Source organism: Mesorhizobium temperatum (assembly GCF_002284575.1).
Classification (GTDB): domain Bacteria; phylum Pseudomonadota; class Alphaproteobacteria; order Rhizobiales; family Rhizobiaceae; genus Mesorhizobium; species Mesorhizobium temperatum.
In genome coordinates this window covers 45,853-71,401 of record NZ_NPKJ01000013.1, presented here as the reverse complement: position 1 = coordinate 71,401, position 25,549 = coordinate 45,853, and the positions used below count along the sequence as shown (strand labels likewise).

Annotated in this window: 21 protein-coding genes, 2 pseudogenes and 1 other annotated feature; of the genes and pseudogenes, 5 read left to right on the top strand and 18 right to left on the bottom strand. The window is 61.8% G+C overall.

Features of this window, described 5'->3' with window-relative positions; genetic code table 11:
- Window positions 1-228: 228 nt before the first annotated feature.
- Window positions 229-891 carry an FMN-dependent NADH-azoreductase gene (locus CIT26_RS02700; protein WP_095491124.1) on the bottom strand — a complete coding sequence of 221 codons (663 nt, stop codon included), beginning with the start codon at window positions 889-891 and terminating at the stop codon, window positions 229-231.
- A 98-nt stretch (window positions 892-989) separates the two neighbouring features.
- Here CIT26_RS02700 and CIT26_RS02695 point away from each other — a divergent pair, with 98 nt between their 5' ends.
- The gene (locus CIT26_RS02695) at window positions 990-1,853 is read left to right on the top strand and encodes a LysR family transcriptional regulator (RefSeq protein WP_095491123.1); all 864 of its coding nucleotides are present in this window, start codon (window positions 990-992) and stop codon (window positions 1,851-1,853) included.
- 180 nt (window positions 1,854-2,033) lie between these two features.
- A pseudogene (locus CIT26_RS37315) lies at window positions 2,034-2,313 on the top strand (site-specific integrase); the annotation flags it as partial.
- On the opposite strand, the pseudogene CIT26_RS02685 reads toward CIT26_RS37315, so the two are convergent.
- The 7 genes and pseudogenes from CIT26_RS02685 to CIT26_RS02655 all read right to left on the bottom strand — a co-directional run.
- Window positions 2,312-2,799, bottom strand: a pseudogene (locus CIT26_RS02685) (SulP family inorganic anion transporter); the annotation flags it as partial. The pseudogenes CIT26_RS37315 and CIT26_RS02685 sit on opposite strands and share 2 nt — an antisense overlap.
- A 69-nt stretch (window positions 2,800-2,868) precedes the next feature.
- Window positions 2,869-2,924: a sequence feature (sul1 is cis-regulatory element that is thought to sense ions involved in sulfur or methionine metabolism; They are found in Alphaproteobacteria), on the bottom strand.
- Between the two features lie 331 nt (window positions 2,925-3,255).
- Window positions 3,256-5,169, bottom strand: a complete 1,914-nt coding sequence (gene dxs, locus CIT26_RS02680) for a 1-deoxy-D-xylulose-5-phosphate synthase (protein WP_095491122.1) — start codon at window positions 5,167-5,169, stop codon at window positions 3,256-3,258.
- 133 nt (window positions 5,170-5,302) lie between these two features.
- On the bottom strand, window positions 5,303-6,223 hold the full coding sequence (locus CIT26_RS02675) for a pirin family protein (RefSeq protein WP_095491121.1): 921 nt from the start codon (window positions 6,221-6,223) through the stop codon (window positions 5,303-5,305).
- Between the two features lie 40 nt (window positions 6,224-6,263).
- Window positions 6,264-6,530, bottom strand: coding sequence for a DUF2277 domain-containing protein (locus tag CIT26_RS02670; protein ID WP_095491120.1), 267 nt, complete (start codon window positions 6,528-6,530; stop codon window positions 6,264-6,266).
- Between the two features lie 109 nt (window positions 6,531-6,639).
- Entirely contained in the window at window positions 6,640-6,891 is a 252-nt protein-coding gene (locus tag CIT26_RS02665) for an exodeoxyribonuclease VII small subunit (protein WP_029355594.1), read from the bottom strand.
- A 3-nt stretch (window positions 6,892-6,894) separates the two neighbouring features.
- Window positions 6,895-7,821 carry a histone deacetylase family protein gene (locus CIT26_RS02660; protein ID WP_095491132.1) on the bottom strand — a complete coding sequence of 309 codons (927 nt, stop codon included), beginning with the start codon at window positions 7,819-7,821 and terminating at the stop codon, window positions 6,895-6,897.
- A gap of 208 nt (window positions 7,822-8,029) precedes the next feature.
- The gene (locus CIT26_RS02655; protein ID WP_095491119.1) at window positions 8,030-8,674 is read right to left on the bottom strand and encodes a TetR/AcrR family transcriptional regulator; all 645 of its coding nucleotides are present in this window, start codon (window positions 8,672-8,674) and stop codon (window positions 8,030-8,032) included.
- Between the two features lie 119 nt (window positions 8,675-8,793).
- Between CIT26_RS02655 and CIT26_RS02650 the strand changes: the two genes are divergently transcribed.
- Window positions 8,794-10,017: an MFS transporter gene (locus CIT26_RS02650; protein WP_095491118.1), complete on the top strand. Its 1,224-nt coding sequence runs from the start codon at window positions 8,794-8,796 to the stop codon at window positions 10,015-10,017.
- A gap of 107 nt (window positions 10,018-10,124) precedes the next feature.
- Here the strand turns inward: CIT26_RS02650 and CIT26_RS02645 are convergent, their stop codons facing one another.
- The 6 genes from CIT26_RS02645 to aroC all read right to left on the bottom strand — a co-directional run bounded on the left by CIT26_RS02645 (window position 10,125) and on the right by aroC (window position 18,084).
- Window positions 10,125-11,348 (bottom strand): (R)-mandelonitrile lyase, encoded by a 1,224-nt coding sequence (locus tag CIT26_RS02645; protein ID WP_095491117.1) that lies wholly within the window; start codon window positions 11,346-11,348, stop codon window positions 10,125-10,127.
- Window positions 11,349-11,452: 104 nt separating this feature from the next.
- Window positions 11,453-13,660 (bottom strand): aldehyde oxidoreductase molybdenum-binding subunit PaoC, encoded by a 2,208-nt coding sequence (gene paoC, locus CIT26_RS02640; RefSeq protein WP_095491116.1) that lies wholly within the window; start codon window positions 13,658-13,660, stop codon window positions 11,453-11,455.
- 3 nt (window positions 13,661-13,663) lie between these two features.
- Complete coding sequence (locus CIT26_RS02635; protein ID WP_095491115.1) at window positions 13,664-14,611, bottom strand: FAD binding domain-containing protein; 948 nt, start codon at window positions 14,609-14,611, stop codon at window positions 13,664-13,666.
- Entirely contained in the window at window positions 14,608-15,255 is a 648-nt protein-coding gene (paoA, locus tag CIT26_RS02630; RefSeq protein ID WP_095491114.1) for an aldehyde dehydrogenase iron-sulfur subunit PaoA, read from the bottom strand. Before paoA ends, CIT26_RS02635 begins: the two co-directional genes overlap by 4 nt.
- Before the next feature lie 516 nt (window positions 15,256-15,771).
- Window positions 15,772-16,872, bottom strand: coding sequence for a 3,4-dihydroxy-2-butanone-4-phosphate synthase (gene ribB, locus CIT26_RS02625; RefSeq protein WP_095491113.1), 1,101 nt, complete (start codon window positions 16,870-16,872; stop codon window positions 15,772-15,774).
- A 102-nt stretch (window positions 16,873-16,974) separates the two neighbouring features.
- The gene (gene aroC, locus CIT26_RS02620) at window positions 16,975-18,084 is read right to left on the bottom strand and encodes a chorismate synthase (RefSeq protein WP_095491112.1); all 1,110 of its coding nucleotides are present in this window, start codon (window positions 18,082-18,084) and stop codon (window positions 16,975-16,977) included.
- 277 nt (window positions 18,085-18,361) lie between these two features.
- Here aroC and CIT26_RS02615 point away from each other — a divergent pair, with 277 nt between their 5' ends.
- The gene (locus CIT26_RS02615; protein WP_095491131.1) at window positions 18,362-18,625 is read left to right on the top strand and encodes a DUF1344 domain-containing protein; all 264 of its coding nucleotides are present in this window, start codon (window positions 18,362-18,364) and stop codon (window positions 18,623-18,625) included.
- Here the strand turns inward: CIT26_RS02615 and CIT26_RS02610 are convergent.
- Together CIT26_RS02610 and CIT26_RS02605 are read right to left on the bottom strand one after the other, a co-directional pair.
- Complete coding sequence (locus tag CIT26_RS02610) at window positions 18,614-19,471, bottom strand: LysE family translocator (RefSeq protein WP_143747771.1); 858 nt, start codon at window positions 19,469-19,471, stop codon at window positions 18,614-18,616. The two genes, CIT26_RS02615 and CIT26_RS02610, sit on opposite strands and share 12 nt — an antisense overlap.
- 332 nt (window positions 19,472-19,803) lie before the next feature.
- Window positions 19,804-20,850, bottom strand: a complete 1,047-nt coding sequence (locus tag CIT26_RS02605; RefSeq protein ID WP_143747770.1) for a hypothetical protein — start codon at window positions 20,848-20,850, stop codon at window positions 19,804-19,806.
- A gap of 928 nt (window positions 20,851-21,778) precedes the next feature.
- Here CIT26_RS02605 and CIT26_RS02595 point away from each other — a divergent pair.
- The gene (locus CIT26_RS02595) at window positions 21,779-22,246 is read left to right on the top strand and encodes a hypothetical protein (protein WP_095491108.1); all 468 of its coding nucleotides are present in this window, start codon (window positions 21,779-21,781) and stop codon (window positions 22,244-22,246) included.
- A gap of 26 nt (window positions 22,247-22,272) precedes the next feature.
- Here the strand turns inward: CIT26_RS02595 and CIT26_RS02590 are convergent, their stop codons facing one another.
- Both CIT26_RS02590 and CIT26_RS02585 read right to left on the bottom strand, forming a co-directional pair.
- On the bottom strand, window positions 22,273-24,315 hold the full coding sequence (locus CIT26_RS02590; RefSeq protein ID WP_095491107.1) for an AfsR/SARP family transcriptional regulator: 2,043 nt from the start codon (window positions 24,313-24,315) through the stop codon (window positions 22,273-22,275).
- A 24-nt stretch (window positions 24,316-24,339) separates the two neighbouring features.
- The gene (locus CIT26_RS02585) at window positions 24,340-25,548 is read right to left on the bottom strand and encodes a YcaO-like family protein (protein ID WP_143747769.1); all 1,209 of its coding nucleotides are present in this window, start codon (window positions 25,546-25,548) and stop codon (window positions 24,340-24,342) included.
- Between the last annotated feature and the right edge of the window lies 1 nt (window position 25,549).

The window sequence follows — 25,549 nt, the reverse complement described above, 5'->3', positions numbered from 1 at the left end:
GCACGCTGATCAGCCCGGCCCCCATGCCGGAGAGCGCGGCGACCAAGCCGTCAGCTACACCACTCCCTGGGACACGATCCCGCCCTTCGCGTTACGGCTTCAAGCGAGCCCTTGCGGACCATTTCTGACCGTTCTCCAAAGTTGTTACGCCGGCTGAACGGGGAGGTTCGTGCAAGTTAGGGTCTGAGCGGGTTATCAACGCACATGTCCGCAGCAAGCGCTTCATAATCATGCAATCGCCTCTGTTGTCCGCGACAGCAGGTCTTCCGCCAGCCGTAACGCGGCCTCCCGTGCATCCTGGCGAGCCGCATGGTCAATATCGGGTCCAAAGAGGGTCTTCTGGATGATTAGACTGCGGACATCTTCGATACCGATGAAGCGCAACCACGCTTCTATAAAGGGTTTTTGAAAGTCGAAGCGCTGCGCCGGAGTGATGGATTGCGCCGCATAGTCGAGACCTCGCGCATGGACGACCACCGCGATCTTATCCCGGAGCAGTCCTCCGAACCCGTGTTCAGGGTCGAACGAGAAAAGGATGTCCTTCTGCGATACCAAGTCGATGAAGTGCTTGAGCTTGTAGGGAATGCTGAAATTCCACAGGGGCGTCGACAGCAGGACAATATCCGCCCAGTGCAGTTGTTGCGCCAATTCTTGCAATGTGGCCCATGCCTGCTGTTGAGAAGGGGTAAGCGGCGTGCCGCTGAGCCCCGCATACTTGGCCAACATCGCGTCCTCACCGAATTCCGGGAGGTCGACATCCCATAGGTCGAGCGTTGAAATCTCCAAGTCGGGTCGCCGAGCACGATAGCTTTGAACAAAGGCCTCGGCGACCTCACGCGAGGCGGAACGCTCTTTGCGGGGCGAAGAAACGATATGCAGTAGCTTGGTCATGGATCATCCTTGCTCATTGTGACAAACCGTATTGCGTCATATTTTAATTCGATATAATAATTGAGATTATCGACAATATTCATCATGGATCAGAATATATGTTGGAATTGGTCCTGCTCAGGACGTTCGTCGCCGTGTTCGACGAAGGCGGTTTCAGTCGGGCAGCAGCGCGACTGAACCTTACGCAGTCGGCCGTCAGTGGGCACCTGCGCCGTCTCGAAGAGCAGGTCAGAAAGCCGTTACTCAACAGGACGACGCGCTCGCTGGAGATGACACCCGATGGCGAGCGCCTGCTCGCCTATGCCCGGGCGATGCTCGCCCTTAACCGGGATGCTTTGGCCGATCTGGCGCAGGCACCCTTTCACGGCAGAGTTCGCGTCGGCCTCTCGGAAGACTTCGCACAGGTCTCCATCCTTCGCGCCTTGCAGGCATTCGGAGCTGATCGCCCCGGATTGCAGGTCGAGGTGCAAGTCGGGATTCCGGGTGCGCTCCTCTCGAAGATGAAGGAGGGCAACATCGAACTGGTGCTCGGATCACAGTGTGAGGGTGAGGAGATGGGGCGCCTCCTGTGGCGCGAGCCCCTTGTCTGGGCATGGGCGGATCATACCGGCGTGGATCTTCCGGACCCGCTGCCATTGGCCGTGTTGCCGGAACCTTGCCCCTACAGGGAAGTTGCTCTTGAACGGCTTGCCAAGGCCGGGATCAGCCAGCGCACGGTGATGATCTGCACCAGCAACGCCAGCCTGAGGGCGGCTGCCATCTCAGGCTTTGCCGTAGCGCCGATGATCGCCAGTCAGCTGAGAAGCGGCCTGGTCATGATACCCAAAAGCTACGGTCTGCCAGAGTTACCAGAAGCGGAGTTCAGGCTATTTGCCGCATCGAACGGCGATACCTCCGTCCTCGAAGAACTGGCGGAGGCCATCATGAACGCCGTTCCTCGAAGACACGCTGGCGAGGAGTGATCCTGAACTCGCACCAACGTCTGCTTTATGGCTAGTTCCGAATGTCCAGAAATGGCGCGACTGCGCCTATTACCGTGCTCATCACGCGAGCCGAAATCAGGAACCTGTTGAACGTACCACTATAGTCGGCTCCAGAGGCGCTACAACGCGTGAGCTCGCATCGGGCGCTGCGGCTAGACCATGCCTAGTTGGAACCGAGGTCACATCGTTGGCCAGAAGCCTCCGCTTAAGCCACGAGAGGTCTGGAGCATCCGGGCGCGACTGCAGGTGGCACATGCGGAACGCGATCTTGCGCTGTTCAATCTCGCCATCGACAGCAAGCTGCGGGGTTGCGACCTTGTCACCATTCACCGTCGGAGACGTTGCCCTTTCCGGTACCGTTCGTGATCGGGCGGTGATCGTACAGAAGAAAACAGGACGGCCAGTGCAGTTCGAGATCACGGAGCAGACGCGCGCGGCGGAAACAGGTAGATGATGCCGAGCCCGGCCGCGACCATCACATAGGTCAGCCACGGCACGCCGATGAGTTCCGGCAGTTGCGCCATGAAGATGAGGATCGCGAGCGCGTTTACGAAGCCTGTCATCACCGAGCGCGACACGAAACGCATCACGTAGCCGAGGCGGAGCAGCCCAGCGGCGATCTGGATGAGACCGGCAAGGACCGTGGCGGCCAGGAGATACTGAAGCCACGCTCCTTGACCAGGGTCACCATCAGCACCGCGGTCGCCGCGGTGGCCGCCGAAATCATCCTGGGACGGCCGCCGGTGATAGCGACGATTACCGCGATCGAGAAGGAGGCGTAGAGGCCGATCTTCGGATCGACGCCGGCGATGATGGAAAAGGCGATGGCTTCAGGGATGAGCGCCAAGGCGACCACCAGACCTGCAAGGACGTCGCCGCGAATGTTGCCGAACCACTGGTCGCGGTAAGCCGTAAGCGAATGCATGAAAAGCCCATTGAAACACAAAACCGCTCAGATCGGACGATCCGTTCAAAGGCTCATGAATGGCGGTTGCGTTGTCCGGCGGATCGGCGGCCGGAAGAGCCACCCGGATTTTCACCGGGTCCGATCGAATGACCCTCTATAGAGCGAGATCATCCCGCATTGCAACATGACACGAGAGCGACTCTGCAATGACCGCTATTTCTGTTACCCGGCCATTGCACGCGCCCACTGGAGGGTCGGCTTATGGCGCTGGTTGCTCATTTCCAGTCGACAATCGAACGGCACGAAACACCATTTCTGCCCTTCACACACGGTAGAAAGCATCAGGATTTCACTCTGCTTCTGAGAAGATTGGCCGCGAGACCAGAGACACCGTAGGCGAATGCCAAATGACAACACAAACAGTCAATTACGACCGCGCGTCGGGAAGTTTATTCAAGCCGTTGAGACTTTGATTCAGGCGCTTTGCGCGCTGGCGGTGTGTCCCAGCGCCACGAAGACGGTGCGCACGATGCCGGCGGCATCCAGCCCGGCGTCGGCATACATCTTTTCGGGCTTGGCGTGATCGACAAAAGTGTCGGGCAACACAAGCGGGCGTACCTTCAGGCCGTTTTCCAGCAGCCCTTCATGGGCCAGGAATTGCAGCACATGGCTGGCGAAGCCACCGACCGCGCCCTCTTCCACTGTTACCAGCACCTCATGCGAGCGCGCCAGCCGCCGGATCAGGTCCTCGTCGAGCGGCTTGGCGAAACGAGCATCGGCGACCGTGGTGGAAAGCCCTGCCGCGCCGAGCTCCTCGGCCGCAGCCAGGCAGTCCTGCAGCCGCGTGCCGAAGGAAAGCAGCGCAACCTTGGTGCCCTCCCTGACGATACGGCCCCTGCCGATTTCGAGAACCGAGCCACGCTCCGGCAGGTCGACGCCGACGCCGTTGCCGCGCGGGTAGCGGAAGGCGATGGGGCCTTCATCATAGCTTGCCGCCGTGCGCACCATGTGTCGCAGTTCCGCCTCATCCGCCGCGGCCATGACGACGAAACCGGGCAGCGTCGCCAAAAAAGTCGTATCGAAGGCGCCGCAATGGGTCGCCCCGTCGGCACCGACGAAGCCGGCGCGATCGATCGGAAAGCGCACCGGCAGTTTTTGGATGGCGACGTCATGGACGACCTGGTCGTAGGCGCGCTGCAGGAAGGTCGAATAGATCGCAGCGAAAGGTTTGAAGCCTTCCGTGGCAAGGCCGGCGGCAAAGGTCACCGCATGTTGCTCGGCGATACCGACGTCGAAGGTCCTCGACGGGAACACCTCGCCGAAGAGGTCGAGGCCGGTGCCGTTCGGCATGGCGGCGGTGATGGCGACGATGCGATCATCTTCCCGGCCTTCCTGGATCAGGCTTTCGGCAAAGACTTTCGTGTAGCTCGGCGCGTTGGCCGGCGCCTTGGCCTGTGCGCCGGTGATGACGTCGAATTTGTTGACGCCGTGATATTTGTCGGCGGCCGCCTCGGCCGGTCCATAGCCCTTGCCCTTCTGGGTCACGACGTGGATCAGCACCGGACCGTCGGCATTGTCGCGGACGTTCTTCAGCACCGGGATCAGGTGCTCGAGATTGTGACCGTCGATCGGGCCGATGTGATAGAAACCCATTTCCTCGAACAGCGTGCCGCCGGTGACGTAGCCGCGCGCATGCTCGACCGCCCGCTTGATGGCGCGATCGGCGCGTTCGCCGAGATAGGAGGTCAGCTTCTTGCCGAAATCGCGCAAGCCCAGATAGGCCTTGCCCGAGGCAAGGCGGGCCAGATAGGCGCTCATAGCGCCGGTCGGCGGAGCGATCGACATGTCGTTGTCGTTGAGGATGACGATCAGACGGGCATCGAGCGCGCCGGCATTGTTCATCGCCTCATAGGCCATGCCGGCCGACATGGCGCCGTCGCCGATAACGGCAATGACGTTGTTGCGGCCCCCGGAGAGATCGCGTGCCATTGCCATGCCGAGGCCGGCAGAAATGGAGGTCGAGGAGTGGGCGGCGCCGAACGGATCGTATTCGCTCTCGGCGCGCTGGGTGAAGCCGGACAGGCCGCCCTCTTGCCGCAGCGTGCGGATACGGTCGCGGCGGCCGGTCAGGATCTTGTGCGGATAGGCCTGGTGACCGACATCCCAGATCAGCCGGTCGTCTGGCGTGTTGAAGACATAGTGCAATGCGACCGTCAGTTCGACCACGCCAAGGCCAGCACCGAGATGTCCGCCGGTGTGGGACACGGCGTCGATCAACTCGGTGCGAAGCTCCAATGCCAACTGCGGCAGATCACGTTCGTCAAGCGTCCTGAGGTCGGCCGGTATGCGGACCTTGTCGAGAAGGGGCGTATGGAGCTTTGCGTTCACTGGTGGTAGGGCCTGCTTTTTATTCACGTGCGAAATAGGCCGCTGGCCGGCGAATGTAAATGCGTGTGAGTGACGCGGCTCAGATTCAAAGTGTTAAGGTTTCCTTTGCGTGTCCAAAACCGCGCGCGGCGCTCTAATTGTCCGGCAGAGGAATGAACTCTTCTTCATCCCCAGGAACGATATCGAAGCGGCCTGTCTTCCACTCTTCTTTGGCCTGTTCGATGCGTTCCTTCGACGATGACACGAAATTCCACCAGATGTAGCGCTTCGATCCGAGCGAGGCACCGCCGAACAGCATGAAATGGGCGCCTCCCTCCGACGACACGACGATCTCGTCGCCGGGCCGGAACACCAGCAGCCGCTCTGCCGGAAAGCGGTCGCCGGAGATCCAAACCTCTCCCTCCAACGTATAGATGGCGCGCTCCTCGGCATCGGCAGGGATTTTCACGCTAGCGCCGGGCGCCAGGCTGAGGTCTGCATAGAGCGTGTCCGAAGCGGTCATGACGGGAGACCGCAGCCCGGAAAAGGCACCGATGACGACGCGCCCGCTGACGCCTTCGGCGTCGATCTCGGGCAGACGCATGGCCGCCGTATTCTCGAAGATCGGGTCGACCTCTTCCTTATCGTCAGGCAGCGCCAGCCATGTCTGCAGGCCGGAAACCGACATCGGCGCGCCGCGCAGTTCCTGTGGCGTACGCTCGGAATGGACGATACCGCGGCCGGCGGTCATCAAATTCACGTCGCCGGGCTGGATTACCATTTCGGTGCCGAGCGAATCGCGATGCCTGATCTTGCCGTCGAACAGGTAAGTGACCGTCGACAGACCGATATGCGGATGCGGACGGACGTCGAGCGCCTGGCCGGCCCGCAAAATCGCCGGGCCCATGCGATCGAAGAAGATGAAGGGACCGACCAGCCGGCGCCTGGCGGTCGGCAAGGCACGGCGAACCTGAAAACCGCCAATGTCCTTGGCGTTCGGAATGACCATCAGTTCGATCTGGTCGCTGGCGAAGGCGTCACCGGGCAGAGGGTCGTTTCCGGGGAAGAAGCTCACGAAACCTCCTTGTCAGCGGCAATGCACGGTTGCCATCAAATCAGGCGAAGCGGATCGCCGCTTTTGCGCGCGACTTGGCCGCGACTTCCTCGCGACTGCGCGGATGGTGCGTGGTTTCGAGAGAATCGAGAAGCTCGCGAGCCGACGCAGCGATAGCATCGACGGCATGGTCGAAGGCGTCCTGATTTCGCTTCGAGGGCCGTGTCGATCCGCTCAGCTTGCGGACGAACTGAAGAGCCGCGTCGCGGATTTCCTCATTCGTCGCCGGTGGATCAAAATTGAAAAGGGTCTTGATGTTTCTGCACATCGCTTTTCTGGACCTCCGTGTCTCGCTTTTATGCTTGTTTGAGCATGATCTTGTCCGAAAACCGGTTCCCACTTTTCGCTAACGCGGACCTTCGGTTCGGGAACATGCATTACTCCGCGTCCAGCGGCTCTGTCCCCACAGGCTTGCCGTCGCGCGAAAGCCTGATCTTCTCGACCTTGTCCTCGGCCGCCTTGAGCAGCCGATCGCAATGTACCTTCAGCGCCTCACCGCGCTCATAGATGCGGATCGACTGGTCGAGCGGCACGTCGCCGCGCTCCAGATCATCGACGATTTTCTCCAGCGCGTCGAGCGCCTGCTCGAAGCTCATTGCCTTGACGTCTTCGTTGGTCTCACCAGCCATTCTCTATCCTTTCATCAGTCGCCCGACATGGGCGGCGACCGAAAATGCCAATCCCTGCAGATCGTAGCCGCCCTCGAGCAGGCTGACGAGCCGGTTGTCGCTGTGGCGACCGGCGCGCTGCATCAACTGGCCGGTTGCCCAGTCGAAATCGTCCTCAGTCAAGTTGATCTCGGCCAGCGGATCGCGGTGGTGCGCGTCGAAGCCGGCGGAAATTATGATGAGGTCGGGCGCGAAATTGTCGAGCGCCGGCAAGATGCGCGACAGGAAAGCGTCGCGGAAAACCTCGCTGCCGGTCTGCGGCGCCAGCGGCGCGTTGACGATGTTGCCGGCGCCGGTTTCGCTCACGGCCCCGGTTCCGGGATAAAGCGGCATCTGATGCGTCGAGCAATAGAGCACCGACGGATCGTCCCAGAAAATATCCTGCGTGCCATTGCCGTGATGCACGTCCCAGTCGACGATGGCAACGCGCTCGGCCTGGTGCTGCCTTTGCGCGTAGCGCGCCGCGATCGCCGCGGTGTTGAACAGGCAGAAGCCCATGGACGTTGTCTTTTCGGCGTGGTGGCCGGGCGGCCGGGCGGCGACAAAGACATTGGCGGCGTTGCCCCGAAAGACATCGTCGACGGCGGCGTTGGCAGCGCCGATCGCCGTCACGGCCGCCTGCCAGCTTTTCGGGCTGGCGGTGGTGTCGGCGTCGACGCGAGCGATACCGGTGTCCGGTATCGTAGCGCGGACCCGTTCGACGAATTCCTGCGGATGTGCGTAGAGGATGGTGGCCTCGTCGCCTTCCGGCGCCTCGGCACGATCAAGCGCCGCAAAGACTTCGTCGTCGAGCACCCGTTCGATGGCGCGCAGGCGGTCCGGCCGCTCCGGATGACCGGGCGGCGTTATGTGCTCGAGAAAGATCGGATGGGTATAAAGCCTTGTGACCATGCCCCCGATATAGGCGTGCCCGGCGGCTTTGACCATGTTTTTGGCACGGCCAAAGGCAGGCGTTCAACAGGGTCTAGATGTTTGGGTGCTGTTGGGGGGCGCGAATTGCCGAGCGAGGCCAGCGCCCTCTCCTTGAGTTGCGTGTGTTTCGAGAACCCTCGGGCCGGTCCCATTCGGGCCGCGCGCCTGCAATGATCTTGAAACAGACTCAGGCCAGCGATTTGTCAATCTCAGCCGGTGCTTGCGGACGGCCAATCCTACTGCCTTGCTTGAGCAATCCCTCGAGAAGCACGTTGAAGGCCTTCACCGCCTTTTTCGACGTCGCTTCGGGATCCTCCGAATTTGCGATCCACTGCGCGGCATGTAGCGAGGCGCCGCTGACCAACCTTGCTGCGGCTTCGGGATCAACGGCAACGATGGTTCCCTCGTCCCCCAGCTTTTGAAGGTTCTCGCTCATCGAGCGGATGCATTCGTTCTGGCTCGGCCATTGCGAAGGATCGCCGAGCACCGCCGGTCCATCGCGCAGGACAATACGCTGGATTTCCGGCTCCAGCGCCATCTCGATATAGGCGGTGCATTCGTCGACAAAGCCCTGCCAGAGATTGTCCGCCCTGGCCGAAACGATCTTCAGCCGGGCCAACATTTCCGCGTCGATCTCGGCGATGACCGCCTGTAGAAGGCCCTTCTTGTCGCCGAAGTGATGATAGAGCGCGCCGCGCGTCAGCCCGGCCGATGCGGTGAAGTCGTCCATCGACGCCTCGGCATAGCCAACAGTGCCAAAAGCATGGCGCGCCGCAGCGACTAGTTTGGCGCGGGTCTCCGCGATCATCTCCTTGCGTGGTTTGTGCCCCATTCGCTCATTCCTTCACATACATCTCGTATATTAATTGACATACGCATCGTATGTCATTATCTGTTTTGCATACGCCACGTATATAAGTGGCTCGGCCTCAAAAATCTAGGAGTGTTCTCATGCCCAATCCCTATCGCGAAATATTCAAGGCAAAGGGAGCCAAGGGCTTCGCCGCAGCCGGCTTCGTTGCCCGGATGCCGATGGCCATGGCTCCGATCGGGATCGTCGCGATGCTGTCGCAGACGCACGGCGAGTACTGGCTGGCCGGCGCCGTCTCCGCGACATATGCTCTGGCCAATGCTTTTGTCGCGCCGCAGATATCGCGGCTGGTGGACCGCCTCGGCCAGACGCGGATTGTGGTGCCCACCACTGTCATTTCCGTGCTCGCTTTCGTGGTGCTGGTTGCGGCGGCCAATCAGGACTGGCCGATATGGACACTGTTCGTGTCAGCGCTGCTGGCCGCCGCAATGCCCAGCATCCCCGCAATGGTGCGCGCGCGCTGGACAGAGCTCTTCCGGGACCGCCCCGAGATGAACACCGCGTTCGCCTTCGAGTCGGCGGCGGACGAGCTGGTCTACATCTCCGGGGCTTCGCTATCGGTGGGCCTGAGCGTCGCCCTTTTCCCGGAAGCGGGAATGTTGGCGAGCACATTGTTCCTCGCCTTCGGCTCGACAGCCTTCATCCTGCAGCGCTCGACCGAGCCGCGAGTGCGACCGGTCGACCAGGGCTCGCACGGCTCGGCAATCCGCCTGCGGCCGGTCCAAATCATCACCTTGGCCCTGATCTTCATTGGCGCGACCTTCGCAACCACGGAGGTGAGCACCGTGGCGATCACCAAAGAGCTCGGCCAGCCGGGCGCCGCCAGCCTCGTCATCGGCGTCTACGCCCTCGGATCGTTCGTCGTCGGCATCATCATCGGCGCCCTGACCCTGAAAACACCGCTGCAAATTCAGCTTGCCATCGCGATCGCCATCATCGCGCTCACCACGCTGCCGCTGCTCGTCGCCGACACGGTGCCTCTTCTGGCACTGGCCGTCTTCGTTAGCGGCGTGGCGATCTCGCCGACCTTCATCACGGCATTCGGCCTGATCGAGCGTCGCGTGCCGGAGGCGATGCTGACCGAGGGCGTCACCTGGGTCATGACCGGCATTGGCATCGGCATGGCGCTCGGCTCCTTCGCCGCCGGATGGGTGGTGGACGCCTTCGGCGCACAGAGCGGGTTCCTGGTGTCAGTGGCGGCGGGCGTAATCGCGCTGGTCATCGTGCTGCTCGGCATGCGCAGCCTTGCCACGGCGGATTGCGACACCTCCGCATGCGACGCAGCCGCGGTTCCTGCCGAATAGGCTCCTATGCGTCCGGTCCTGAGCAGGGCCGGACGTCCTTCTTTCGAAGGCGTATACGGCTGCCCGCCTCTGACGCGACGCCCTGAAGGCCGACACGGCCCAGCAAATCAGCCGCGGCACTGATCGGCGGCTTCGGGGCCGCGGGCATACTGGTCTTCCGTCACCTGCTCCATCCAGGTGACGGCACTACCATTGAGGGACTCCGCCACGGCCACGTGGGTCATGGAGGCCCCCTTCGAGGCGCCATGCCAGTGGCGGACATTTGGGGGGATATTCACCACATCCCCAGGCCTCGCCTCCTCGATCGGCCCGCCTTCGCTTTGTGCCCAGCCACAACCCGCGGTGACGATCAGCGTCTGGCCAAGCGGATGCGTATGCCAGGCTGTGCGCGCACCCGGCTCGAAGCTCACCGTCGCCCCGCCGACCCGCGCCGGTTCCTCGGCTTGAAACCGCGACTCGACCCGCACGGAGCCCGTGAAGTTCTCAGGTGATCCAATGGCGGCAGCTTCCGGGTCGTATCTCTGCACAGTAAGCGCGCCGGCGCGGGTTTCCGCTTCCCCTGGCGCAGCGACTTCGCGAGCCTCGAAGGCAGCGCGCAGGACCGGTACCGCTGACATTGCATTGGGCCAGCCGGCATAATAGGCCAGATGCGTCGGAACCTCGGCAACCTCGGTTCGTGTCAGGCCATGGTCCATCCCGCGACTTAGATGGAAAGGCAGTTGCTCGGCTTTTCCCGTTGCGATGAGCCCGGCGATGGTGACAAGGCTGCGGTCGCGTGCCGAGAGTTGCGGCCGCCGCCAGAGATCGCCGAAGAGCACCCGGTTTGTATATTCCGCGAGCGCCGGAACGACCGGACCGGCCGACGTATCGACGCTCGCCGCCCTTGCCGCCTCGGAAGCCGGATCGAGTTCCAGTGGCTGCCCCGCCTCGGCCGCAACCGGCTCGATGCCGCGCTTATCGAAGACCTCCTTTGTCGCGTTAACGGCGGAAATGGCGTTCGGCCAACCGGAGTAGAAGGCGAGATGGGTGATGATCTCGCCGATCTCGCTTGGGGTGACGCCGTTTTCGAGCGCCCGGCCGACATGCCCGCCCACCTGCGCAATCCGACCCGACGCAATCAGGGCCGAGACGGTGACGATGCTGCGATCACGAGGCTTGAGCTCGTCGCACAGCCAGACGTCGCCGAACGGCAGGTCGTCCGTATAATCTCCGAGTCCAGGCGCCACGATATAGACGTCCGGCGGTGCGATCCGGCCTGCGGGCCTCTCCTGCGCCTCGCCGACAGAGGCGGCGAGCGACGAGATCATGAGCGAAGCCGCGAGTTTCTTCATGAGGAGATTCTCCATTCCTGATCCAGATTTGCATTCGAAGACTTGAATGCTCGCGAGGCGCGGCAGCGGGAAGACGATTGCTCCCCGAGAAACGACAGCCACGCTCATATCTCGGGCAAACCCGGAAGCAGCTTGTCGAGTGTGATCGGATAATCGCGCACGCGCACGCCGGTGGCGTTGTAGATCGCGTTGGCGATGGCCGCGCCGACCCCGCAGAGGCCGAGCTCGCCGACGCCCTTGGCCTTCATTGGCGACGAAATCGGATCGGTCTCGTCGAGAAAGATCACCTCCTGGTGCGGGATGTCGGCATGAACCGGCACCTCATAGCCGGCGAGATCATGATTGACGAAGAAGCCGCGACGCTTGTCGACCGCAAGCTCCTCCATCAGCGCCGCGCCGACGCCCATGGTCATGGCGCCGATGACTTGGCTGCGCGCCGATTTGGGATTGAGGATACGACCGGCCGCGCAAACCGCGAGTATCCGCCTCACGCGGATCTCCCCGGTTGCAGCGTCGACACTGACTTCAACGAAGTGAGCAGCAAAGGTCGATTGCTGGTACTGTTTGGCGAGGTCGCCATATTCGATCGCGTCCTCGGCGACGAGGCCTGCTTCGCCTGCAGCCTCGGCGAGTGAAATGCTGCGATTGCCCAGGCGGACATTGCCATCCTCAAAGACGGCCTCGGCAGTGTTGAATCCAAGCTTTTGCGTCACCGCCTCGCGTAGCTTGACGCACGCGGCGTAAACGCCTGATGTCGAGTTGTTGGCGCCCCATTGGCCACCTGAGCCGGCCGAGACCGGGAAGCTCGAATCGCCAAGCCGCACCACCACCTTGTCGAGCGGCACGCCCATCATCTCCGCCGCCGTCTGGGCGATTATCGTGTAGCTGCCGGTGCCGATATCGGTCATGTCGGTCTCGACCGTGACGATGCCAGGACGATCGAGACGAACGCGCGCGGCAGACCTCGTAAGAAGGTTGTTGCGAAAACCCGCGGCAACACCCACACCAATCAGCCAGCGCCCCTCGCGGATCCGGCCGGTCTTGGTGCCGCCGGTCTGGACGTCGCGCGTCTTCCAGCCGAAGCGTTCGGCGCCGATGCGCAGGCACTCGACCAGCTGGCGCTGCGAGAACCGGCGACCCGGGTTCGAAGGATCGACCTGGGTGTCGTTGAGAATGCGGAATTCTATCGGATCGATGTCGAGCTTTTCCGCCATCTCGTCCATCGCGATCTCGAGCGCCATCAAGCCCGGCGCTTCGCCCGGCGCACGCATCGCATTGCCTTCAGGCAGATCGAGCACGGCGAGCCGCGTAGCGGTCATGCGGTTGGCGCCGGCATAGAGCAAGCTGGTCTGCTGAACCGCATTTTCTGGCCCGCCGCCGGGCAGGTCGCCAGACCAGCTTTCATGACCGATCGCGGTGATCTTGCCGTCCGGGGTCGCGCCAATGCGGATACGCTGGATCGTTGCCGGCCGATGCGTGGTGTTGTTGAACATGAAAGGTCGCGCAAGCGCCACCTTCACTGGCCGCCGGGCGGCGCGTGCGCCAAGGGCTGCAAGCACCGCATCGGATCGCACGAACAGCTTGCCGCCAAAGCCGCCGCCGATGAACGGCGAGATAAGCCGGATATTCTCCTTGGGGATGCCCAGCGTCTTGGCCATGTCCCCCGTACTCCAGGCGATCATCTGGTTCGAGGTCCAAAGCGTGAGCTTGTCCCCGTCCCAGGCGGCGATCGATGCATGCGGCTCCATCATCGCGTGCCCTTGATCGGGTGTGGTGTAGGTCGCATCAAGCTGGACCGGCGCACTGGCAAAGGCGCCAGCGAAGTCGCCGACCGCGGTAGCAGGAGTGGCCTCCGGCACGACCGCGGAATCCTTGGCGCTCGCGAGGTCGAACGCGCCGTGGGCCCGGATATAGTCGACGCGGAGCGACTGCGCCGCGGCGCGCGCCTGTTCGAACGTCTCGGCGACGACAAGCGCGACCGCCTGATGATAATGCTGGATGTCGGGACCGCCGAGCAGCTTGGCTGTGTTCCAGTCACCCTTGCCGAGTTTGCCGGCGTTTTCAGCCGTGACGATGGCCAGCACGCCTGGCACGGCCTTGGCATCGGTCAGATCGATCGAGGCGATCCGGCCCTTAGCGATGGCCGAGCCGACCACATAGCCATAGGCCTGGTTGGGTACGACATCGTGCCATTCATAGGCATAGGGCGCAGTGCCTGTGGTCTTGAGCGGACCGTCGATCCGGTCGGTAGGCTTGCCGACGACCTTGAGCTGGTCGATCGGGTTGGTCGTAGCCGGGGTATCGAATCTCATGAATCAGCTCCTTGCTTCCGCCAGAACCGCGGCGAGCGTGCGCTCGACCAGCGGCAGCTTGAATGCATTCTCATTCGTGGGCCTGGCATCGGCGAGCAGGTGCACCGTCACGGCCCTGGCGCCGCGCGGCATCTCGATCTCAGCTGCCTCGACACGCCATGGCTTGTGCGCCACGCCGCCGAGAGCGATGTGCCCGGTGCCGTCGCGCTGTACGATTGCGCCGACCGAGACCAGTGCGAAGGCATAGGAAGCCCGGTCGCGCACCTTGTGATAGATGTGCGTTCCGCCCACCGGTCTGGGCAGCGTGACTGCGGTGATCAGTTCGCCGGGCACGAGTACGTTCTCGACATGCGGCGTGTCGCCGGGCAGCCGGTGGAACTCGGCGATGGGGATGCTCCGCGCCGTGCCGTCGGGGCGCACCGTCTCCACTGTTGCGTCGAGCGCCCGCATCGCCACGGCCATATCGCTCGGATGGGTTGCGATGCACCCCTCGCTTGCGCCGATCACGGCATGCTGACGGCTGAATCCGCCAATCGCCGCGCATCCGCTGCCGGGCTGGCGTTTGTTGCATGGCTGGTTGGTGTCGTAGAAATAGGGGCAGCGCGTGCGCTGCAGCAGGTTGCCCGCGGTGGTCGCCTTATTGCGCAGCTGGCCCGAGGCGCCGGCGAGCAGCGCACGAGAGAGCAGGCCGTAGTCGCGTCGCACGCGCTCGTCCGCGGCGAGATCGGTGTTGCGCACCAGGGCGCCGATGCGCAGCCCGCCCTCGGTCGTCGTTTCGATCTTGTCGAGCGCCAGGCCGTTCACATCGATCAGGTGCGTCGGCGTTTCGATTTCGAGCTTCATCAAATCGAGCAGGTTGGTGCCGCCGGCGATGAACTTGGCGCCTTCGGCACGCGCCGCGGCAGCTGCTTCCGCAGGAGAACTCGCACGCTCATAGGTGAAGGATCTCATGCCGGCCTCCCGGCGACCTCGGCGATCGCATCGACGATGTTGGAATACGCACCGCAACGGCAGATATTGCCGCTCATCCGCTCGCGCAGCTCGCCGGCAGTTGCCTGCGGTGCCGCGGTCAGATCTTCGCTGACATGGCTCGGGATGCCGGCCTCTATCTCGGCGAGCACCGCCACGGCGGAGCAGATCTGCCCGGGTGTGCAATAGCCGCACTGATAACCGTCATGCTTGACGAAGGCGGCCTGCAGTGCGTGCAGGTTCTCCGGCGTGCCGAGCCCTTCGATGGTGGTGATGGTGTCGCCTTCGTGCATCACCGCGAGCGTCAGGCATGAATTGATCCGTTGGCCGTCGACCATCACCGTGCAAGCGCCGCACTGGCCATGATCGCAGCCCTTCTTGGTGCCGGTGAGATGCAGGTGCTCGCGCAACGCATCGAGCAGCGTGGTGCGCGTATCGAGGTCCAGTTCGCGGGCCTGGCCGTTCACGGTGATGGCCACTTTGGACATGGCAGGCTCGCCGACGGCGGAACGCACATCGCGAGCTTGAGCGTTCGCCACGGATGGCGCCGCGGTCATTGCCGCGGAAGCGGCTCCTGCCATCAACAGATCCCGTCTGGTGATACTAAAGTCTGCGGAGGTCGTCATGTCGCTTTTGGTCCTCTTCTCTGTCAGAGCGAGCACATCAATGGCTGCTGAAGGCGTGCAGATTTTCGGCAACGTCCTGTTGGTCGTCGCGATCGGGACAGAGGTGTCCCAAGGGGAAAGATAGTTTGAGCAGTGCTCGCGATTAGGGGCTTAATTCCGCATGCTCTTATGCATGAGCGTCATGAATGCTGGCGCGCCAGTCCATCATTGATAGGCGAACGTGCAGTCAGGCAGACGTGACCATCAGAAAGATGCGGCGTATCCGCGGGCCTGCCGAAATCGACTGCGCCGCTCGCTGCATCCAGCCAATTACGCAAATCGGAACTTCATGAATTGAGGAGCTTGCCGAACTGAGTCCGGCAGTTGCCGAGGAGCGCGGCTCGATGCGCGTCTCGGACTACACTATCACCTCTACTACCCAGCCGCCCTCCGACTGTAGCCTGCAGGCACCGCGATATCGGCGCTGAGGCCGGCAAGCAGTTTCTCCGGCCACAGGGGGACTGCGACGCGCCGCCTTTAGAGAATTTCGGTGTTGGCGATGTGGATGCCGAAACCTTCGAGGCCGACATAGTGGCGTTCGCGCGAGGCGATCAGGTTGATCGAGGAAATGCCCAGATCCTTCAAGATTTGCGCGCCAAGGCCGATCTCGCGCCATTCGCTTTCGCGGCGGCGCGCCTCTTCATGGTCCTCGCGGTCGCCGGCAGCCGGCCGGTTGCGCTCCTGATGGGCGACGCCGACGGAGCCTTCGCGCAGATAGACGATGACGCCGCGCCGGCGCTCGCCCATCGATTTCATGATGGCGTCCAGCCTGTGGCTGGTACCGAAGACGTCGGTCACAACGTCCTCGGAATGCAGCCGCACCGGCACCTCCTCGCCGTCGCGGATGTCGCCGAAGACGATCGCCACATGGTGCATAGAATCCCAGGGCAGCGTGTAGGTGAAGACCTGCGCCTTGCCGCCAGGCGTGTCGATGTTGGAACAGGCAACACGCTCGACCAACGTTTCCTTGCGCTGGCGGTAGGCAATGAGGTCGGCGACCGAAATTTGCTTCAAACCGTTCTTTTCGGCGAAGGCCTGCACCTGCGGGCCGCGCATCACGGTGCCGTCATCATTGACCAGCTCGGAAATCACGCCGACCGGCGGCAGGCCGGCAAGCTTGCACAAATCGACCGCGGCTTCGGTATGGCCCGAACGCATCAGCACGCCGCCTTCGCGCGCAATCAGCGGAAAGATGTGGCCGGGGCGGACGAAATCAGACGCGCCGACATTGCCGTTGGCAAGATTGCGCACGGTCAATGTGCGGTCGTCAGCCGAAATGCCCGTCGTCGTGCCGTGCTTGAAATCGACGCTGACGGTGAAGGCGGTGGTGTGGGCCGAGTCATTGTCGGCGACCATCGGCGAAAGGTTCAGGCGCTTGGCTTCCTCACGCGGCATCGGCGTGCAGACGATGCCGGAGGTGTTGCGGACGATGAACGCCATCTTTTCCGGCGTGCAATGGACGGCGGCGACGATCAGGTCGCCCTCGTTCTCGCGCCCGTCATCGTCCATGACGACGACGATCTCACCGCGTTCGAAGGCGCGCAGGGCTTCGACGATTTTCTTCTGGTCGTAAGGCATAAGTGCTCGCTTTGCTCGCGGGAGTAGGGGAGTAGGGCAGTAAGGGAGTAGGAAAAAGGAAAATGCGGTCGCGGGAGCTGTGTAACATACTGCCTTACTCCCCTACTCCCCTACTCCCCTCCCTGTCTGTCCCCGATGACGGAGATAGTGATCGGCGATCGCGCAGGCAACCATCGCCTCGCCGATCGGCACGGCGCGGATGCCAACGCACGGGTCGTGCCGGCCCTTGGTCATGATCTCGACGTCGTTGCCGTCCTTGTCGATCGACTTTCGCGGGGTCAGGATCGACGAGGTCGGCTTGACAGCGAAGCGCGCGACGATCGCCTGGCCGGTCGAGATGCCGCCGAGGATGCCGCCCGCATTATTGGAGAGGAAGACCGGCTTGCCGTCATTGCCCATCCGCATCTCGTCGGCATTCTCTTCGCCGGTGATGCGGGCGGCCTCGAAACCGTTACCGATCTCGACACCCTTTACGGCATTGATCGACATCAGGCCCGAGGCAATGTCCTGGTCGAGCTTGGCATAGATCGGCGCGCCGAGGCCTGCCGGAACGCCGTCGGCGACGATCTCGATCACCGCGCCGACCGAGGAACCAGCCTTGCGGATGCCGTCAAGATACGCGGTAAAGACGGCGACCGATGCCGGGTCGGGCGTGAAGAACGGATTTTCGGCGTCGCCAACGAAATTCCAGTTCCAGTTGGCGCGGTCGATCGATTTCTCCCCCATCGATACCAGCGCACCGCGCACGATCATGCCGGGCACGACCTTGCGGGCCAGGGCTCCGGCCGCCACCCGCGCCGCTGTCTCGCGGGCCGAAGACCGGCCGCCACCGCGATAATCGCGCAGGCCGTATTTGGCATCGTAGGTGTAATCGGCATGACCAGGCCGGTACTGGCGGGCGATCTCGCCATAGTCCTTGGAGCGCTGGTCGACATTCTCGATCAGCATCGACACCGGCGTGCCGGTGGTGATCATGGTCTCGCCGTCCTCATCCAGGATGAAGCCGGACAGGATCTTGACCTCGTCGGGTTCGCGACGCTGCGTCACAAAACGCGATTGACCCGGGCGGCGCTTGTCGAGGTCGGCCTGGATCTCAGCGCGCGTGAAGCGGATGCCGGGCGGACAGCCGTCGACCACGCAGCCGAGCGCTGGGCCATGGCTTTCGCCCCAGGTGGTGACGCGGAAAAGGTGGCCAAACGTATTGTGAGACATGAAACCAGCCCTGCCGGCATCGGAGCCGGCTTAGCACATGACCCGAAAATCGGAGCGATTTTTGGGGTCATGCGCAAAATCAAAGTGCTACAGCGTCCTGCGCCCGTCCAACAGGGACGCGCGGCGCTGCAGTCTGCGTTCTATTGGCGTTTTCCGCAGTGGTCAAACTGTGATCTGGCGGATTTAGTTTTGACACATTCGGTTGGTTTCTGCTTCCCTCGATCCGTCTGTTGAACACCCGCCGCCACCGTGCCGGCGCAATGATAAGAGGACGATGATGCGTATCCTGATCGGCGCCGTTGCCGCCATGTTGCTGTTTTCCACTGCCGCCTTCGCCGGCCAAACCGAAGGCCTGATCAAAGAGGTCGACAAGGACACGTTGACGCTGACACTAGACGACGGCAAATCCTACAAGCTGAATGCCGAAACCGATCTCGATGCGCTGAAGCCCGGCATGGATATCGTGATCGCCTACGACGAGACAAACGGCGAGAACGTCATCACCGACATGCAATTGCCGGACAGCGATTCAACCGAATAGAGTCTTTCCGGCTGACTTATTCCAAAAGAACGGGATAAAATTCCACATTCTTGCTTGACCATGATCCTGTCCGAACCTCCGGTTCGAGATCATGGCCTTGGCAAACTCATTCAGCTGGCTGCCGCCAATGGCCGAGATGGGTGGACCTTGTCGTTTGAGCTGGCCGGCGGAGAGAAGCGAAGCTTCTTTCGCAGCGCATGGGGCCGCACAGATCTCCAAACGGGATCCATTCCGCATCACCCAGAACCTAGGGCAGACCACGCTGACCACATTGCCAGGGACGTAAGGAGGGCCGCTCCGACGGTGCGGATCGGACGGTGCCAGGCCGACAGGCGGGCGAAGACGGTGGCCACTAGCATGTACCAGGCGAGATTGACCACGCCGACTGCCACCGCGATCGAGACGACCGTCCCGAATTCGCGTTGCGACAGCACCGGGCCGGTGAACATTGCCATCAGAAAAAGGCCGCCTAGCGGGGAGGACAACGGAGTCAGAAATCCAGTTAAGACGAGGCCACCAAGCGAGCCTTTCGAGTTTTTTTACAGGCTCGCCGGCCGGCAGCGGTATGCGGATGATCCTGACCGCGATCCAGATCAGCAATGCGGTACCGGCCAGGTGAAGGATCGGGAGCGGAACTGTCGTGGAAACGTTGTCGGCCATCAGGCCGAGGAATGCGGTTAGCGAAGCCGCGCCCGTGCCGATGCCGATGACGAATGGCATCGCCCTCGGAAGGCCGCTGAGGGTTGCGAGGCTTCCCGTCGCGAACGTGATCGGGCCGGGCGTCACCAGAACAACGGCATAAGCAGCCAGGAACTGAGGCATGCCGGCCAGGATATGTTCGAACATGGTACTGTCCGCGCTGCAGACGTCGAGCGACCGGTCGGCCGACGCCCTACCAAGCAACGGGTGACGTGATCTGCGCGTGAGCAGGACGTGAAAGGATGAGATGTCCCGAGGGACTAGGCAGCAGGCGCCGCGATCACTAAAAGCGCTTTGCATTTTGGTGAAACCAAACCGCGCTCTAACTTTTCGTTTTAACGCATTTTGTCGGACGCCAAACGAAGACGTTTTGGCTGCCAAATGCTCTAGCGGCGAACCGCGCCCGAGACGCCGCCTTTTGTTCCGCCTAGGTACCGCACGCGGGCATTACAGACGGACTACCTGATATCAGATGCTCTCTAGCAGTGGGGCAGACCGACCCAGGCTGCTTGCGCATCGTTGCTCATGTCTTCCTTCGCCGGAGCGTTCCCCGCCAAGTACCGCCGCATTACATATTCCCGGTGCGGTAGAAAGACGAACTTCAGGGCCCGCGATATTTGGTACTCGCCATCCCTTAAAGTAGTGGTGACGTGTGTGTTGTTGGTGCCTTGCCAACAGACCGGGCGCCTGAAATCGTCCTTGAAGCCGCCGCGGCCCCTGTCAGAAAACTGATGGCAACCTGCGCAGGAGAGGGACTGAATCCGCTTTCGGATTTGCAGTTCCAGAGCTTCCGCAGGACTGTCGGTGTTGCCACTGAGGTCGGGATTTCCTTCAGCGTGGAGTATTTCAGCGTCGGCGCCGAGCCGATCATTTTGCCCGTTCATTTCCGCTGCCAGAGCTTCCGCAGCATCTTTGATCGTGCCAATGAGGTCGGGATTTCCTTCGGTGTGGAGTACTGCAGCGTAGTCGCCGAGCGAACGATTTTCCGCGTTCATTTCCGCCGCGAGCAGGTGCTCGGGCAGGCCTGGCAAGTGGAAGCTGTTAATGTTGGGATCAAGCAGAGGACCATGCGCAGAACCTTCGGTGCGAATAGACTCTGCTACCAATTCAACGAGGTCGTTCGTTGCCTCGGAGTCCGGTGAATTTTGGGAAAAGAGAGTGGGCTCAGGGGAACCTGTTGTACGCGTGGGAAGCAGGCGCATCGACTCCTTGTCGAAGCGGTACTCACGGAGCCCCCATTGTCCCCGATGCAGCTTCGAGTTCGTCCGGATTTGACCGGTGCTTGATTCCGACGCGCCGAGATGGTCGACATGCATGGCCGGACGCAGCCGAAACGTGGTCCGGCCGCCCAGATCGCCGTCAACAACGCTGCCGTCCTCCGCGAGCGTTATTCCCTCCAGGAAAAACCTGCGCAGCAAAATCGCGACTTCCCGGTCCGCGAACCGTGGCTGGCCTTGGGTCAGCTCTTCCGAAAGGGATAGCCAGAACTTCTGGATCGCAACGGCAGCGCTTCGGGTCACCTTCATTGGGCATGACTGCCTCGAAAGCGATCAGCATCTCGCCGGTGATTCCATCGGGAGCTTCGGCCTCGTTGGGAACCGGATTTTTCCAATCCGGATGCTTTCCCGCTATGACGCGAAACTCGCCGCAATCGTCGCCAAGCAGCAGATCGACCCGATTCACGGCGGCAACGATGATGAATGGGGTTTTGCCGTCGCCGAACACCTTATAGGGATCCTTGTCCTTGAGCATCCCTTCGGCTCGCGAACAGTCGTAGGAAAACGGCGGGCCACCATTCGGCTGCTTCGGCCGTAGGTCTTCGCACTCGTCGCCAGCCGCCGTGCTCCACCAGTTCCGGAACAGCTCGTTGCGGTCGGCGATCTTGCCGTTGCTCGACGCCACGAGTTGGTCCATCACGCCGGTGAAGGAAATTCCCTCCAGAAGGGCCGGCTTTCGCACGAAAAGTGACCGTCCCCAGACGATGGTGGGAGCGGCGCTAACGTCGCGCCCAGGTGTCGCTGCGGGATTCGTCGAGCTTTTTCCCGCCAACTTGACACCCAAGCCACGCCGCTCCGGATGGTCTTGAAGCGGCGCCTTACCTTCGCCGGCATCGGGCGCACCTGCGGAAAACAACAACACCGCAAGCCCGACCAGCACTCCTCGCACCAGCGCGAGCCGGACTGACCACAGTTGGCGAGAAAGTCGTTTCCAAGCAAAACCGAGACAACCAATATCCTTCATGCCGACCATCCCCTCAAAAAGCGCAATACCGTCTTGAGCCCGATTAGCGGAAAGGAGATAAGTTAAAACAAGAAGCCGATTTTGTCTTCTGGCAGTGTCGCCTGAAATTTTCACGAAGCTTTCACGCTGACGATGTGAGTTAATCGCCCTTGCGGGTATTTGGCGTTAGCGGTCTACTGCCCGTGCGTGAAGACACTACCAAAGGAGGGAAGCATGCCGGGACCAGATATCGGTTCACCAGATCGAAAATACCCGCCGGTTCAGTTCGGTATCGATGGCGACGAGACAGGTGCTATCTTCAAGGATTACGAGGCGGTCGGGAAGAAGTTAGTTGAATGGGCGCAGCAAGGCAGGGAATCTTGGCCCAAAACCATCGACGAGTTGCGGGTGGCATTTAAGGACCTCCTGACGATACCGGACGTCTTCAAGAGGCTCAGGGTGGAACAGGGCGACGATGCTACCGAGGGCGACTACGAGCTTGTCCTGCGGTTGCCGCCGAAGGGCCAGGTAACGGAGTCGGAGCAGATCGTTAAAGCCAGCGTTGATGACGACGTCTACCCGCTTCCGCCGCTCTACAAGGATTTCGAGCCGGGCGGACGCGACGAGGACAAGCGCGTGATCACTCAGTTGCGCTTTTTCTATGCCCGGGTTGGCGACTACACGATGCGTAGCTGCCGGTGAAAGAGCGAAAACCGGCGGGTGGAACGCTAGCCAGCCAGGTCGAGCAACCCGGTCGCCAGAATTCCTGAATGCAGCCTCTCCCGGTCCGCCATCAGGCGGATCGGGAGGCATTGGCAGAACCATTCGAGCGTGGCTTTCGGCGAAGCGGGGGCCTCGCCATGCCAGCTGTCCGAGGCACGGCGGAAGAACGCTGCCGCCTCTTCAAGAGCCGCTTCTTTCAAGCCAAGCTCGGCCTGCGCCGCCGCTTTCAAGCCGCCGACAAAGAAGGTCGCATCCTCGGCAAGATCGGCTGCTTCCACCGCGCCCTCGCTGTTGCCGAAGAGAAAGCGGATACAGGCGTGATAAGCCCAATGAACGGGTTCGGCGCCATATCCCACCCGCAGCGCCCTTTGTGCGATCTCGTCTGCGAGCGCCTTCTCGCCACAATAGGCGAGGCCCTGCGCACATGAGATCAGCGTCCAGGGATCGTTGTCGTTCATTTTGAGCGCCAGCCCGTAGCAATAGATCGCTTGCTCGTACTTTTCGTTCATAAGATAGGACCAGGCCAGAGTGAGCTTGGTCCGGCTATCCATCGGCGCGAGCTTGGAAGCCATGTTTGCAAGTTTGAGGGCTTCCTGTTCCCGCTTTCTATCCCGCATGAGGCCGGGGAAGATGAGATGTCTGCTGTTGAGGATCTGCGCCAGACTGGCATGAGCGGGCGCGAAATCGGGAGCATCCCGTATGATCGACCGGAATATCCCCTCGGACCGGCTCTCGTCGGCCGGACGCCACCGCGAAAGAAGCTCATTACCACGCAGCCAGCGGTCGTAGATGTCGAGATCCATATCGGGAAGGCCCGCCGTCGTGCTCAAACGCTCTGCCGAGATCTGAACATCGAGCGCTGCGGCCAGGTGCCGGACGATCTGCAGTCTGGCGCGATGCCAGTTGCCGATCTCGATCTCCGAATTCTCGCTCCACATGTAGTGGCCGTCAGACCTGCGACGGAGCAGCACAGCGATGTGCAATTCACTGTCCTCGCCCGTCGCCGTGGCAAGCAAGTCATAGACCTTCCGGCCGCTTGGCGGGAGGGCATCGTCGGACGCCGAATGCTCCCTCACCGACCAGTCCCGGAACCGTGTCATGGCTGCGATCAATTCGTGGCGGAAGCCGTTGATACGGATGGCATGGACCGCCTCGTACAAGAATGGATGAACCAGGATCAGCGGGGGTTCAGCGCGCGCCTGAGCGGCGATTCCTCCGTCGCCCAACAGATGCGCTGCGGCCGGAACAGCGGAGGCGAGTTGCGGGACGTGGCTGGGAGGAGCGGGAAGAGGTTTCGCCGTCTTTATCTCCGCGACCAGCGCCTGGGTCTGCGGTGACGGCTCCATATCATAGTCGGTGCCGAGCAACTCCCACAGGTCGTTGTAGATGCGAAGCGCTCCCGCCGTGTCGCCACGTGAGGCACGGCACTGCATAAGGATACGGCAGGCTTCCTCATGCGTCGGGTCCAGCTTGTGGATGGCGGTGGCGAACCTCTCCCGCTTGGCATCGTTCTGCTCGCGCCGGGCTTGGTCCTGGAGGAGCTTAACCGCCCTGTCGTGGAGATATTCGCGCTGGACCGAGAGCCACATGTCGAAGCTGGGATCAATGTCCCTCAAATTGACGAGAAAGCCCCCGAACAGCCGCTGCTGCGTGATCATCACTTCGGGCACGATATTCTGTTCGAGATCGGCGATGTGGGTCGCCGCGTCGCTTGAGACATGAATCGGCTGCAACCAGACATTGTTCCGATCGCAGTCGAAGATCTGCAATGGAAACTGCTTCGTTTCCTTCTTTATCCCACTGATTAGCTGGCGCAGGGAGGTGCGCGCGGCTTCCTCACTGTTTTCGCCCCACAAAAGGCCGGCGAGGCGCTCCCGGCTTTCGATCATGTTCTTGCAAAATGCGAGATAGGCAAAGAGCGCCTGTGCCTTGCGGCTCTTGAAAGTGCAATTCACGGCGCCATGAGACATGCGGAAGATGCCAAGCGTCTCAATATGGAAACTTGGTGTTTCGCGGCTCCGCGATGCTGCCTGGCTATATTGGTCCATGGGACTCTGATTACAGCGAACGCCTTACAGTATCGGAATGTTGAAATTGATGCACCTGCCCATGGAGTCGAATTGCAATACGTCGCTTGGGGGAACAGACCGCAGGCCTGTCACAAGAGCGCGGGCGACCGGAATGCCAATGGGATGGCGCGTCAGGTTCACGATAAAGGCCGTACAGTCGGCACGAAGGAGTGCCTCGCGCGTATAGTCGAGGAGTAATTCGTCGTTGCCTTCTACGGACGATTTCTCCGAGCCCGCGGGAGCGGCCATAAGCTTTGGATGATCGGGGTGGATCCTCTGGCTTCGCGCAATATAGGCGAGGTCATCCTGATTGAGTTTCTCGAACCCGTGCACCTGTTGCTTGGCGCGCACGAGATGATGTCCGATCTCCATCTGCACCATCTCTTTAGTCGCGGCGTGAACGGCATCGGCCATGTTCGGCCGTGCTGCGAAACCGCAAGCGAAATCTCTCCCGTCACGAGAAAACGAAAAGGCGGCGATGACGGGAATGTCAACAGCTGCCCGAATATCGACCAAGCCGCATGCTCGGGTCGTCTTTCCCGACCGGTATCGGGAGAGCAGGTCTGGGAGTCCGCTATCCCGCAACGCATCTTCGCCAATCGCCTGGGCCACCAAGTCGCCGTGCCACCATCTTGCGACGGCATCGCGCTCGATTAGTTCCCATATTGCACGGTTTGCCGCCTCGATGAGGGTTCTCCCCGCTGCGACGCCGCTACCGAGCCTGTACGGTAGAACACCACGGGCGCTCGCGCGGCGGACACAAAGTTCGCCCGGCAATGCCACCGGTTCCGATGAACCGAACTGATGCCCGGCCAGCCACAGGCGCTCGCCTCCAGTTTCGGTGGCGCCGGCAAGATAGTGATCGAAGGCGTCAATGCGCCGACCGGCCGTTTCGGCCCCAGACCTTCGGTCCTCCGGGTACTCGAGCTGGGAAAGATATTCGGCAGCTTCGGCGATGCAGGCTTCGAATGCCCGCTCGGGACGCCAATCGCAGCCTGCGACTCCGACAGGCTGAAAGTCGCGGAACTCCTCGCCGTGATCATGGGGATGCGCTTGCGCCACATATATCGCGGCGCCAGGTGCGTCCGGATGAGGCAGTCGAGTGAGAAGACGAAGCTTTGGCGCCAGCCGCGCGATCGCTATCCGATTATCTCGTGACATCGGATCGAGCGCGTGTGATGTTTCATGCGAACCCAAAGCAACTGTGGCCACG